Annotated in this window: 12 protein-coding genes; 3 read left to right on the forward strand and 9 right to left on the reverse strand. The window is 40.4% G+C overall.

Features of this window, described 5'->3' with window-relative positions:
• The first annotated feature begins 132 nt into the window (after nt 1-132).
• Complete coding sequence (locus tag M1F25_RS03735; protein ID WP_004905465.1) at nt 133-624, forward strand: YajQ family cyclic di-GMP-binding protein; 492 nt, start codon at nt 133-135, stop codon at nt 622-624.
• A gap of 205 nt (nt 625-829) precedes the next feature.
• Here the strand turns inward: M1F25_RS03735 and M1F25_RS03740 are convergent, their stop codons facing one another.
• From M1F25_RS03740 to M1F25_RS03780, 9 genes are all read right to left on the reverse strand, one after another.
• Nucleotides 830-2,191, reverse strand: coding sequence for an MFS transporter (locus M1F25_RS03740; protein ID WP_181489317.1), 1,362 nt, complete (start codon nt 2,189-2,191; stop codon nt 830-832).
• Between the two features lie 312 nt (nt 2,192-2,503).
• Entirely contained in the window at nt 2,504-3,391 is an 888-nt protein-coding gene (gene cyoE, locus M1F25_RS03745) for a heme o synthase (RefSeq protein ID WP_004905461.1), read from the reverse strand.
• A 12-nt stretch (nt 3,392-3,403) separates the two neighbouring features.
• Nucleotides 3,404-3,736 (reverse strand): cytochrome o ubiquinol oxidase subunit IV, encoded by a 333-nt coding sequence (locus tag M1F25_RS03750; RefSeq protein ID WP_004905459.1) that lies wholly within the window; start codon nt 3,734-3,736, stop codon nt 3,404-3,406.
• A complete protein-coding gene (locus tag M1F25_RS03755) occupies nt 3,737-4,351 on the reverse strand; it encodes a cytochrome o ubiquinol oxidase subunit III (protein ID WP_004905456.1) in 615 nt (204 codons plus the stop codon). It lies immediately after the preceding gene.
• Nucleotides 4,341-6,332: a cytochrome o ubiquinol oxidase subunit I gene (cyoB, locus tag M1F25_RS03760; protein WP_036958554.1), complete on the reverse strand. Its 1,992-nt coding sequence runs from the start codon at nt 6,330-6,332 to the stop codon at nt 4,341-4,343. The genes M1F25_RS03755 and cyoB overlap by 11 nt, the downstream gene beginning before the upstream one ends.
• Before the next feature lie 4 nt (nt 6,333-6,336).
• A complete protein-coding gene (cyoA, locus tag M1F25_RS03765) occupies nt 6,337-7,308 on the reverse strand; it encodes a cytochrome o ubiquinol oxidase subunit II (RefSeq protein ID WP_004905454.1) in 972 nt (323 codons plus the stop codon).
• 428 nt (nt 7,309-7,736) lie between these two features.
• A complete protein-coding gene (locus M1F25_RS03770) occupies nt 7,737-8,507 on the reverse strand; it encodes an outer membrane protein OmpK (protein WP_181489319.1) in 771 nt (256 codons plus the stop codon).
• 272 nt (nt 8,508-8,779) lie between these two features.
• Complete coding sequence (gene ampG / locus M1F25_RS03775) at nt 8,780-10,282, reverse strand: muropeptide MFS transporter AmpG (RefSeq protein WP_181489321.1); 1,503 nt, start codon at nt 10,280-10,282, stop codon at nt 8,780-8,782.
• A gap of 129 nt (nt 10,283-10,411) precedes the next feature.
• Nucleotides 10,412-10,993 carry a YajG family lipoprotein gene (locus M1F25_RS03780; RefSeq protein ID WP_036958553.1) on the reverse strand — a complete coding sequence of 194 codons (582 nt, stop codon included), beginning with the start codon at nt 10,991-10,993 and terminating at the stop codon, nt 10,412-10,414.
• A gap of 257 nt (nt 10,994-11,250) precedes the next feature.
• On the opposite strand from M1F25_RS03780, the gene bolA reads away from it, so the two are divergent.
• Nucleotides 11,251-11,589: a transcriptional regulator BolA gene (gene bolA / locus M1F25_RS03785; protein ID WP_004905448.1), complete on the forward strand. Its 339-nt coding sequence runs from the start codon at nt 11,251-11,253 to the stop codon at nt 11,587-11,589.
• 352 nt (nt 11,590-11,941) lie between these two features.
• The gene (tig, locus tag M1F25_RS03790) at nt 11,942-13,246 is read left to right on the forward strand and encodes a trigger factor (RefSeq protein WP_004905445.1); all 1,305 of its coding nucleotides are present in this window, start codon (nt 11,942-11,944) and stop codon (nt 13,244-13,246) included.
• Nucleotides 13,247-13,716 lie beyond the last annotated feature (470 nt).

Consider the following 13,716-nt stretch of genomic DNA (forward strand, 5'->3'; position numbering starts at 1 on the left):
CTCTTATCATTATAACCTTTTACGATACGAAGTTGTAGTTAACGAAGTATCACAGACCCTGATAACTTGAAGTGATGTTAATAAAAACGTTATCATGCGCACAGTCTAAAAATTATCAGTGAGGTTCTAGCTATGCCATCATTTGACATTGTATCTGAAGTGGAAATGAATGAAGTACGTAATGCGGTGGAAAATGCGCAGCGTGAGTTAACCAGCCGTTGGGATTTTAAAAATGTCGAAGCTAGTTTTGAGCTAAATGACAAAAATGAATCAGTTAAAATCACTAGTGAGTCTGATTTCCAAGTACTCCAGTTAGTTGATATCTTAAGAGAAAAAATGGCAAAACGCGGTATTGATGGTGCTGTATTGAATGTGCCAGAAGATATTGTTCATAGTGGAAAAACCTATAGCGTTGAGGTTACGTTCAAGCAAGGTATTGATGCTGCAACTGCTAAAAAAATCGTTAAATTAATTAAAGACAGTAAACTGAAAGTCCAAGCACAAGTTCAAGGTGACCAAGTACGTGTGACGGGCAAAGCCCGTGATGATTTACAATCGGTTATGGCATTAGTACGTGGCGGGAACTTAGGCCAACCTTTTCAATTTAATAACTTCCGCGATTAGTTATTTTTCAAGCATTCATTTAAAGCCCGCGATAGCGGGCTCAGACTGCTGACAAACATATTATGTTTGGCGGCAAGTCTAATAGGTTTTGAAAATAAACTAGGAAAATCAATTTATTGATTTTCGGCTGATAACACAAAGCGGGAAAAACCACGCTTTTATCCTGCTTTGTCAACAACCTCAGCCCGCGATAGCGGGCTAATTTTTACTGATTTATTAATGCTTCAAGTTGCTCTCGATTGATGATTTTTCTATCAACTTTAACATAAGCACTAAATTCCTCGTCAACGACAAGCGCTTCCATCACCCCTTCTTGAGCTTGTAATTTTTTCTCAAGAGCTCTTGTATCTCCAATATGGTTGGGTAATTCAATACGAATACTGCTGACATAAGGAGGCTGCTGCATTGTCAGGCTAATGATAAACCAGATAATGGTCAAAATTAAACCACCAATAAAAACGGTACTAGCTCCTTCAAAACTGTATAACCACCCACCAACAATACCCCCGATGGCAACGCCTAAAAACTGGCTAGTGGAGTAAACGCCCATGGCAGTTCCTTTATAGCCCGCAGGTGCCTCTTTGCTTATGAGTGACGGTAAAATGGCTTCCATGATATTGAAAGCGATAAAAAACAGTTGAATACCTAAGAAAATCACCCATAAGTGACTACCAGAAAACCATAAGGTAATTTCGGCCAATGCTAAAACGGCAATACAGAATAAGAAGACTTGTTTCATTTTGCGGTATTTTTCCGCATAAATAATGAACGGAAGTACGGTGACAAAAGCAATTAACATCGTGACTAAATAGGCTTTCCAATGGTCTTTCGCTAAAAAGCCAGAGTCAGTCATGATAAGAGGCAGAGCAACAAAACTGGACATCAGTAGGGTGTGTAAGCTGAGGATCCCTATATTTAATTTGAGTAATTGGGGGTGCATTAAAACCGCTTTTAAATTACCTTGCACAAATGCAGACTCACGATTTAAGATATGAGTATTAGTATTAGGAACAACAAAAACAGTCACTGTAATAGCACCAACTGCAAGTAGCGCTATCCCCCAAAATAAGCCACTTAAACCAACCCAATTAGCGATAATTGGGCCAAGTACGAGGGCGATAGCAAAAGTTAAACCGAAACTAATACCTAAAAATGCCATGGCTTTAGTGCGATTTTGCTCTCGAGTTAGGTCAGAAAGTAATGCCATGACGGCAGCAGAAATTGCTCCGGCGCCTTGTAAAGCCCGCCCAATAATAATTCCCCAAATAGAATCGCTTAGTGCTGCAACGATACTTCCGATAATAAAAATAACTAACCCAATAATAATTAAAGGTTTCCTACCAATCTTATCTGACATTAAACCAAAAGGGATTTGAAAAACGGCTTGGCTAAGGCCATAGATACCAATAGCGACACCCACTAAGAACTCGCTAGCACCTTGTAAATGCATCCCATAGCTGGTCAAAATAGGTAATACCATAAACATTCCAAGCATTCGCAAGGAGAAAACGGAGCCTAATCCCCAAGTGGATCTAAGCTCTGTGGATGTCATTTTGTTATCATTCATTTTTATTCTTCATATTTCGTGCTGTAGCGGTGTTGACTTCTCTCAGCTAGTTAGGTCACACATTAATAAATACAACAAGTTGAATAAATACGTATATGTTGTGGCAATATGTTTTTAATCTCAACCTATTAGCATTTTTAATAGTGCATTTGATATCTAGCTTATCAATAGCAAGCGGCTATTTAACCATAAAATAGATTCATAAGGATAGGCAGAATAAGTAAAAGTGAGTTGTAAAAGCAGTTAGAGACAAATAAAAACGGCGGGGAAGTCCCGCCGTTTAGACATCGTTATCATCAGTAAACAGATAAGTTATCTGACGAGAGCTATAACAGTATCGCTTGAAACTATAGGGTCAACTGACATCATTACGCTCAATGAAGTAATCGCTACGATTGAGAAAATGAACAGTTTTCTTGCCCAGACCCGGTCGTCATTTTCGGTTTTGAAGCCCGAAATTGCCATACCTAGCCACCATAAGCTGACTGCTGCACCTACGATGAGGTACTTATAGCCCGCGTATCCACTGATAGCTAACATTAATGTTGCGACCATAAACGCTAGGATATACAGGAAGATGTGCGTTTTCGCGACGGAAATTCCTTTAATAACCGGTAACACAGGAATGTTTGCGGCTTTGTAATCCTTAAAGCGGAAGATAGCAATGGCATAAGAATGAGGCATTTGCCACAAACTGAATATCAATAATAGGATAAGTGCCCCCATATCGAATTCATTTGTAACAGCGCAGTAACCGATAACTGGTGGTGCCGCGCCTGAAAGACTGCCAATCAGTGTGCCATAAACGGATTTACGTTTCATATATAGGCTATAAATACCTACATAAACAATGAAACCGATAACTGCAAGCAGCATTGCCAGAGCATTGGCTGCTACAAGTAGCAGCACCATACCAGCAATACCTAATGCAGCAGCGTAAATCAGGCTAACTTTCGGATCAATTAACCCTTTAACTAAAGGGCGATTCTTCGTTCTTTCCATGATACGGTCGATATCACGGTCGATGTAGTTGTTAAAAACACAACCAGAAGCCACGACCAGTGATACACCCAGCAAAGTCGCAACGAACAGTGGGTAATCAATTGACCCTTTTGAAGCCAATAAAAAACCACCGATCACAGAAATCAAGTTTCCGAATATAATTCCTGGTTTGGTCACTTGCAGGTATTGCTTAAACATATCGGCAACTCTTTAGTCGAGCATCATATTGATGTTCAGGTTGTACATAATCCACAGTGAGCCAATGACCACAATGCCAACAATAAGCATGGTGAACAGGAAGGCAACTAAATTCCAACGCTCATCTGATGATGTATTCATATGTAAGAAACAAACCAAATGAACCAGAATTTGCACAACCGCCATGCCTACAACAGTCCAAAGGATTGCTGAAGTTGACGCTGTACCTTCCATCACCATCCAGAAAGGGATCACTGTCAGGATAACTGATAGGATAAAGCCAATCAGGTATGTTTTAACGCTACCGTGGCTTGCTCCAGTGTGAGCATCTTTTGCATGACTCATTTAAATAGCCCCCAGAAGATAAACAACGGTAAATACACAAATCCACACAACGTCTAAGAAGTGCCAGAACAAACTTAGGCAGTTTAAACGTGTTTTGTTGACATCAGTCAGGCCACGGCGAGTGACTTGGATCATCATGATAATAATCCAGATCAGGCCCGCAGTTACGTGTAGACCGTGAGTCGCAACGAGTGCGAAGAAGCCAGATAAGAAACCGCTACGGTCAGGACCAAAGCCTTCTGCAATCAATTCATGGAACTCATAGATTTCCATAATGACGAAGCCAAGACCTAACAGGAACGTTGCAAACAGCCATAAGTTAACAGCAGCTATCTTACCTTTGTGCATCGCTATCATTGCGAAGCCGTAAGTGATACTACTCACTAACAGTAAGAAGGTTTCGCCTAATACGAACTTCAGACTGAAGATATCTTTACCAGCAGGACCGCCAGCAGTTCCATCGGCCAAAACAACATAGGTCGCAAACAAACAAGCAAACAGAATCAAGTCGCTCATGATATAGAGCCAGAAACCGAATACTTTTGTTCCACCTGCATCGTGGTGCCCATGCTCAGCATGGGCGATATTTTGGTTAGTCATTGTATTAGTTGACATCGTTCACACCTGCCTTACGCAATTCTTCAAAGTGCTTATTCTCGATTTCTTCGATTTCAGCCACAGGTACGTAGTAATCAACATCTTCGTCGAAGCTTTTTGCAATCCAAGTTACGATCATTCCACCGAAACCAATGATTGCGAGCCACCAGATGTGCCAGATCATTGCGAAACCTAAAACTAAGCTAAATGCAGCGATAATAACGCCTGCGCCTGTGTTTTTCGGCATATGAATTTCTTCATATGAAGTTGGTTTCTTATGAGCAAGGCCTTTCTCTTTCAGATCCCACCATGCATCGCGGGTTTGAACGTGTGGTTCAATCGCAAAGTTATAGAAAGGTGGTGGAGAAGATGTCGCCCACTCAAGTGTACGTCCACCCCATGGGTCACCGGTTAAATCACGGTTTTCATGACGGTCACGGATACTCACAATGATTTGGATAACTTGGCATGCAATACCGATTGCGATTAACGCAGCACCGCCTGCAGCAACAACTAACATTGTGTGGTAAGTCGGGTCAATATTCTGACTTAAACGACGGGTCATACCCATAAAGCCAAGAATGTACAGTGGCATAAAGGCTAAGAAGAAACCGATGATCCAGAACCAGAAGGCACGAACACCCCATTTCTCATTTAGCGTGAAGCCATACGCTTTCGGGAACCAGTAAGTCATACCCGCGAAGCACCCGAATACAACACCACCAATGATAACGTTATGGAAGTGAGCAATCAGGAATAGACTGTTATGCAGAACGAAGTTTGCACCTGGAACAGCAAGCAGAACACCAGTCATACCACCAACAGAGAAGGTGATGATGAAACCGATAGTCCACAGCATAGGTGATTTAAACTCGATACGGCCTTGGTACATGGTAAACAACCAGTTGAAGATCTTAACCCCTGTAGGGATTGCGATAATCATTGTGGCGATACCGAAGAAGGCGTTAACGTTCGCTCCTGAACCCATCGTAAAGAAGTGGTGCAACCAAACGATGAAGGACATAACGGTAATAACGATTGTCGCCCAAACTAATGAGGTATAACCGAATAAACGTTTTTTCGAGAAGGTTGCTGCAACTTCAGAGAATACACCGAACACTGGCAGAACAAGGATATACACCTCAGGGTGACCCCATGCCCAAATCAGGTTGATGTACATCATCATGTTGCCGCCCATATCATTAGTGAAGAAATGGGTACCTAAATAACGGTCTAACGTCAGAAGCGTTAATGTAACAGTTAAGATAGGGAAAGCAGCAACAATCAATACGTTAGTACATAACGCAGCCCAGCTGAATACAGGCATTTTCATCATCGACATACCCGGCGTACGCATACGGATAATAGTCGCGATAAAGTTAACCCCTGTTAATAGTGTACCAATACCGGATATCTGGAGACTCCAGAGCCAGTAATCGACCCCGACCCCAGGGTTGTACTCCAAGCCGGATAATGGCGGATAAGCCAACCAACCAGTTTGTGCGAATTCACCTACCCCTAGAGAGATGTTGATTAACACAACACCAACAACAAAGAACCAGAAGCTCAATGAGTTAAGGAATGGGAATGCAACATCACGTGCACCAATTTGCAGAGGCACAACTAAGTTCATCAAACCAACAACGAATGGAGTTGCCATGAAGAAAATCATGATAACGCCGTGTGCGGTGAAGATTTGGTCATAGTGATGAGGATTTAAGAAACCCTCTTGGCCAGCAGAAGCAAGAACTTGCTGCCCACGCATCATGATAGCATCCGCGAAGCCACGGAATAACATAACCATTGCGACAATGATGTACATGACACCAATTTTCTTATGGTCAACAGAGGTTAACCATTCTTTCCACAACCACTTCCATTTACCAAAGTAAGAAATCACACCGACTAAGCCAAGTCCACCTAGGACAATAGCAATCAGGGTGACAACGATAATCGGCTCATGGAGCGGAATTGCATCTAGTGTTAATTTTCCGAACATGCCCTTATTCCTCAGCGCCAGCAGCATGAGCACTATGGCTCATTTGCATTGAATTGCCTGTAGCATCGTTATGGTCAGTCATTGAATGACTTTGATTTTCTACAGGAGCGTGACCTTTATGGTGCTCATGACCAAACTTCAGAACGATATCTTCATAAAGTTTAGGCTTCACGCTAGAGAAGTAGGTAACAGGAACGTTCATGCTTGGCTTAGCGACTTCGTCGAACGCCTGCATGGTATCCATTGTTTTAGGAGAAGCTTTTACCTTTTGTACCCACTCATCAAAACCTTGACGGTCTGGAGTTGCAATAGCATTGAACTTCATGTCAGAGAAACCGTGGCCACTGTAGCTTGCTGAGAAGCCTTTGTAGGTACCTGGTTCATTAGCGATTAAATGAAGTTTAGTTTGCATACCTGCCATCGCGTAGATTTGGCCACCTAAAGATGGAATGAAGAATGAGTTCATCACCGAATCTGACGTGATTTTGAAGTTAACTGGCACACCTGTAGGGAATGCGATTTCATTAACTGTTGCAATGCCTTGCTCTGGATAAATAAATATCCATTTCCAGTCAGCAGAAATAACTTCAATAGTGACAGGTTCCTGATCACTCACTAATGGCTGATACGGGTCCAGCTCATGTGTCGTCTTCCAAGTGATAGCACCTAGAATAATGATAATGATGATAGGAACGGTCCAGCAGACTAACTCAATTTTATTTGAGTGAGCCCAATTAGGACGGTAGGTTGCTGACGTGTTGGATTCACGGTATTTTCTTGCGAAGATAATCGTCATGAAAATAACAGGAATAACAACAAGTAGCATTAAGCCAATTGCAATAAGAATTAGCTCTTTTTGTTTAACGCCAACGGCGCCTTTTGGATCCATCAACACCATATCGCAACCACCTAGTAGTAAGGCAGCTACAACGAGTGAGATTGCTCCGATGCTTTTTTTGTAGTTCATAAGTCTCATCCACGACCCCAAATGACAAAGATTCTAATTGTCGTTTCATCAGTGCGGGCATTTTACGGTAAGGTTATGCGAGTGTAAATGATTGTAAGGCAAAGAAACTGAATTGTTAGCTCTTTATGTTAATATGATCACATGTAAAGAACTTATAAACAAAAAGTTAAAATTGATACGGATTATAAGTATGTATTGATAAAACTCTATTAATACTAAATTATCTTGGTAATTTTTCAAAGAAAAATATATACAAAAGAAATGAAAAAATAGTGAAACTGATATAAATGATTAGCAATTTGCTAAGGGAAATTACAGTTTTTATTGCCGATAAAGCTATTTTGGTTGCTTTATCGGCTAAATCATAAAGAAAAATTCTTATTTTACTGATAAAAATAAGAAAATAGTTAACTTCTGATGCAATGTTCTATAGTGCACTAAAAGGTATACTTTAATGTATAAATGATTGCATCTTGGTAGAAAGTATCTCCTAATTTATTATCAGCATAGCGGTATTGTACCCCTGCAGAAACATGGTTTGTTGCATTCCACCAAAAAGCGAGGGCGCCATTTATGCCATTACGCTTGTCCCCGTTATAGCGTTTATTCCTCGCAAATTCCATTTCATGCCAGTTTGTTATCATGAAATTTTCTTCGAATACGCTGAAATTATAGCCAGCCACCCAACCTGCTACATATCCATTATTACCTGAATAGAATGTCTGGTCGGTGTAATTAAGAGCAATAAAAGGTTTAAACCATAAATCACCGAATGCAGTGTTATAACCAATACCATATAAAGTATTCACATCGTGGAAATTACCACCATTCTTGGCTCCAGGTAATGACCAAGTGCCATAAACGTGCCCGTATAGGTTGAAACCAGTATCACCTAAATAAAAGCGGCCTGTTGTTTTAATGGTATAGCGTTTATTTCGTCCTGAATCGGTGTGTTGGCTATGGAATGGGTTTTCGAGATCAAAAAAGCCATATGACTCACCCCAATTAAAATTGGCACCGCCTTCAAGCTCAATATAGGCAAAATCTTTCTTACGTGTCGTGTTTTCTGTTTTGGTTTCAGTACGATGTGACCAATCTAAATAGTTTACATTGACATCAGCAAAGCCATTTTTATAGCCAATAATATTGTCAGAATATGCCGTACCTGCTAGAGAAATTAAGGCGGTCATGTAAATGATTTTTTTCATATATAGATTATTTTCACTTATTGATTAATGGAATTTAGTAGTGCGTTAGTTATTAACACTTTAGCTAACCAATTTGTAACTTGTGATATATTAGACTTGAAAATTGTAATTAAGAAATATTTTACACGCATGAAGTGATCGCAATCACGATATTTAGATGTTATTGCTTTGTTTTGCTATTTAGATCTAATTTATACAAAAGATCAAATTCCCTAAACAAATAAGCTTTGCTTAGGGAATTATGAAAAGAATGAGAAAGAGTATTGGGAGGGTTATTGCTGTACTGTTTTGCGAACGGCGAGGAAATCTAAACTACCACCAATAACTAAGCTGATAGCGCCAATGCTAATACCAGTATTAAAAATAAGGTGTTGGTAGTGGGGTAAATTCAGCCAAAATTCAATTTGTGTCGTAAACAGATAAACTTTCATATCACTAAATGAAAATACAAGTAATGAAAGTAGCCAGATAGCAAGGAAGCTAACGGCAGTAATAAGTGCATATACGGCAATGCGATACCCTTTCGCATACAGCTGACGCCGTTGAAACAACCCTGTTGTTTGTGTGTAGATTAAGGATGTCCGACAAGCTAATAAAAGCAAAACACCAGGGACTGCAACGGCGATCGAAATAAGGTAGAACAGTGGCCAGCCATAATTACTGACAAAAATACTTGCGACTGGGCCAATATAAACACGACCAACAGCGGAAAGAGCAGAAAGAAGTGCAAACTGCGTTGCGGATAGCGACTTATTACATAGTGTCATTAATAGGGCGACAAAAGCGGCGGTTCCCATACCAGAGAAGATATTTTCTAGAAAGATAATCGACCCCATGGTTAAGATATGGGGCGGTGTTATCGCTAAGAACCAATAGCCTATATTAGAGCCGCCTTGTAGAAGCCCAAAAATAAATAGAGCTTTAAATAAGCTCATATTTTTCATGAGGTAACCACCAAGTAACGCTCCAACAATAGTTGCAGCCATACCAACAGTTTTATTGACGGTACCCACTTCGCTTAAACTAAAACCAAGAGCATTTAATAGAAAGTTAGTATTAAGCGCCATGACAAAGGCATCACCGAGCTTGTAAAAAACTAACAGTAGTAAGATTAGCCAAGCATTGTTTCGGCTAAAGAATTCAGCGAGTGGTTCGTATATTGCTTTTTTTAGTGATGTTGGTGCAGCGCAGCTTTCTTCGGGTTCTTTCGCGAGTAATGTTGCGATAACGCCGATAATCATCAGCCCTGCCATGACTAAATATAGTTGTTTCCACGTTAAAAACTTATCCGCTAACCAAAGAGCAAGGCCGCCTGAAACTAACATGCTGATCCGGTAACCCATAACTGAGGTTGCAGCACCAATTCCGCGTTCTTCCGCACTCAGTAAATCAGTTTTATAGGCATCAAAAACAATGTCTTGTGATGCTGAACAAAATGCAACAGTAACCGCCAGCGCAGCAAGGTACCACAAATGCTCTGAGGGGTTCATAAAGCCCATAGCGGCAATGCTGATAATCAACAGAATTTGCGTGGTTAATAGCCATCCTCTTCGACGACCAAGAAAGGGCGGAGTATAGCGGTCCATCATTGGGGACCAAAGAAATTTCAACACATAAGCCTGTCCGACTAATGAAAAGAAACCAATAGTTTTAATATCGACATTTTCAACAGTTAGCCAAGCTTGTAATGTACCTGCAGTTAAAGCTAAAGGTAGACCAGAAACAAAGCCTAAAAGGATTAAAGTGATGTTATTTGGTAGAGTAAAACGAGGCATTATTCCCTCTAAGCCAGTGTGATATTGCTGCAATACATTGCGCTGCAGAGGTATTGGCTGCGCTATGCTACCCAAGCTCAATCAGTGAGAGCTTAGGTAGCTTAATACTTAATGATAATGATTGCTCAGTTAATAGCGTGAATTTTGTCTGATAAAATCGGTGATTTCCTGGTCTGTTGCCATATCTGCAATTAAATCAGTGAGTGCGCTATTGATAGCTGTTGCTATCTTGTCATTATTGGCTGCTAATAACTCTTGTGTATTAAAATTGCGGGTAAATGAACGTGTTTTTGTCGAACCATTTGGGGCTGTTGCAATAATACTCACACTGGAGTTTACGGTAATATTATGGCGCAAGCTGCCTTCACTGACTTTGGTATCGAGTTTATTCAATTGAACGACTAGATTCACATTTGCTGGTGATGTCACCATAAAGCCACGTGCAGCCATTTGTTTTTCGACGGCTTCTTGCATCAGATAACGAGGATCGCGTGAAGGGTTCAGTACGACTAAACTGCCATTGCGGTTGACTTCCGCTAAGGATTTATTCGTACGATTGTCTACACTGCTAACACTGATTGAAGTTGCATTCAGTGTGGGGTTTTTTGCAGGTAAAGCTATCTTAGGCTCAAGTGATAATGTATTGCTGCTGGTTGCACAGCCCGCAAGAAGAAATAACCCTAAAAGTGGAAAACACAGTTTTCTTAACATAATTTTTTCCAGTTCATCTTTCCTAATTGAATATGTTTCGTTATGGTGCGGGTAGCCGTCGTTCAATATAAAGCTTAGCGGCTTATTTATCCTGAACTATTAGACAACAATTTTTGAAAAAATTCGCATCAATGTGCCGCTATCATAACATTGGCAAGTTATTATCGGATATTTCTATAATAAGAAGATAGCAATAATCAACACGTACAATAAAAGATAATTGCCTCTGAGCATAATTTTTAATTAAGGAGCATTTTATGGTCGCTAATGCAGCTCAAAGTATGCAATCTCTTGTGAGCCAAAAATTACAAGCTGCTTTCGAACCTACACATTTGGAGGTAATTAATGAAAGCCACCAACACAATGTGTTACCGGGCTCTGAAAGCCATTTCAAAGTTATTTTAGTGAGTGATAAATTTGAAAATAAACGAATGCTTGCCCGCCACCGCGAAATTTATGCTATTTTAGCCAGCGAATTATCGGGAGGGATCCATGCCCTTGCTTTGCATACATATACGCAACAAGAGTGGAATGAGCTTGCTGACACTGCGTTAAAATCACCTGCTTGTCGTGGTGTCGGCGGTGTTAATCGGTAATTTTTCGTTTCAGTTAATACACTGAGACTATGCTGTACTTAATCAGCTATGCTCGATGATGAGCTTGGTGAATGTTTTTTCTTCAAATTAGGTGAAAAAACAAAAAATTTAGTCAGAAAAGTCACAAATAATGAGGAAAAAACGCTTCTTTTCTCAGCTTTTCTCGACTCAGGGCGCATGCATCGGTATAATGCTGCGTCTAATTTTCAGTAAGGTTTCGGGACGCTTCTGATATCAGGGATTGACCGTTACGAAAGTAACGCCCCCGGTTCTGGAAGGGAGACAGCCGTTATGATTTAATGGCATAACTCTGGAGTAGACCGATCACTAAGATTTATTTTGAGGTAAGAAGATGCAAGTTTCTGTTGAAACGACTCAAGGCCTTGGGCGTCGTGTAACAATCACCGTTCCTGCCACTGATATTGAAAAAGCAGTTAATAGCGAATTAGTTAGTGTTGCTAAAAAAGTACGTGTTGATGGTTTCCGTAAAGGGAAAGTACCAATGAACATCGTTAAACAGCGTTACGGCGCGTCTGTTATGCAAGACGTTCTGGGCGATGTAATGCAACGTAACTTCATCAACGCAATTATTGAACAAAAAATCAATCCAGCGGGTGCGCCTAGCTACAAACCTGAGCAACTCGAAGACGGTAAAGATTTTGTTTATTCAGTTGAATTCGAAGTTTACCCAGAAATCGAATTAACAGGTTTAGAAACGATTGAAGTTGAAAAACCAGCTGTATCTGTAAAAGATGAAGATCTGGAAAACATGTTAGAAACTCTGCGTAAGCAACAAGCGCAGTGGAAAGAAGTTGAAGCGGCAGCAGAAGCTGACTCTCGCATCACTATCAACTTTACCGGTTCTATCGATGGTGAAGAATTCGAAGGCGGAAAAGCAGAAGACTTCGCACTCGTTATGGGCGAAGGTCGTATGATCCCAGGCTTCGAAGAAGGTGTTGTTGGTCATAAAGCGGGTGAAGAATTCGATATCGAAGTTAACTTCCCAGAAGACTACCATGCTGAAAACCTGAAAGGTAAAGCGGCGAAATTTGCTATTGTTCTGAAGAAAGTAGAACAACGTGAACTGCCTGAATTCACTGAAGAATTCATCAAGCGTTTTGGTATCGCTGATGGTTCTTTAGATGGTCTGCGTGCAGAAGTACGTAAAAACATGGAGCGTGAGCTGAAAAATGCCGTGCGTAACCGTGTTAAAGCACAAGTTCTTGATGGCTTAATCAAAGCTAACGACATCGAAGTTCCAGCAGCAGTTGTTGATGGTGAAATTGATGTTCTGCGTCGTCAAGCGGCACAGCGTTTTGGTGGCGACGAAAAACAAGCGATGGAATTACCTCGTGAACTGTTTGAAGAACAAGCAAAACGTCGCGTAGTGATCGGTCTGCTGTTAGGCGAAGTGATCAACAAAAACGAACTGAAAGCTGACGAAGATCGCGTTAAAGCGCTGATCGAGGAAATGGCTTCTGCGTATGAAGATCCAGCTGAAGTTATCGAATACTACAGCAAAAATGAAGAGCTGATGAATAGCGTTCGTAACTTAGCTTTAGAAGAACAAGCTGTTGAAACTGTATTGGCTGTTGCTAAAGTGACAGAAAAAGAAACTAACTTCACTGAACTGATGAACCAAGTTCAAGCAGGTTAATTCTTTCTTGCTGTACAAAATAATGAAACCCGTGGTGTAATACTACGGGTTTTTTGTCAATTAAAGCCTTTAAATTATCACTTTAGCGAATTTAATTAGGATACCCTTGAAAAACACATTTAAACCCTAATTATATTATCTATACTTCAAGTAGTCTAAGTGGGGCTTTAATTGCAATTTGAACTATTTTGAATAGCTTAATATTGTAGAAATAGTGATATTAACCAATCGAGTTATTTCGTCATTTTTGAAAATCAAGTATGGTTTTCTAATGGTATAATTCCGTGTAACCCAATAGACTTGTGTTAAACTCTTTTACAGAGCGTCTTGTTTACTGCAGCATACTTAGCTGCATTTTCTTCTTATTTCGCCAGTTGCTTGGTTAAATATTAGCTAAACTAGAAAATAAGAGAATTGAAAGAGCCTGCAGACACAGGAATTTTTTAAAACCGTTGTTTGTGGCATGATCT

This window comes from Providencia sp. PROV109, from assembly GCF_033681625.1.
Classification (GTDB): domain Bacteria; phylum Pseudomonadota; class Gammaproteobacteria; order Enterobacterales; family Enterobacteriaceae; genus Providencia; species Providencia hangzhouensis.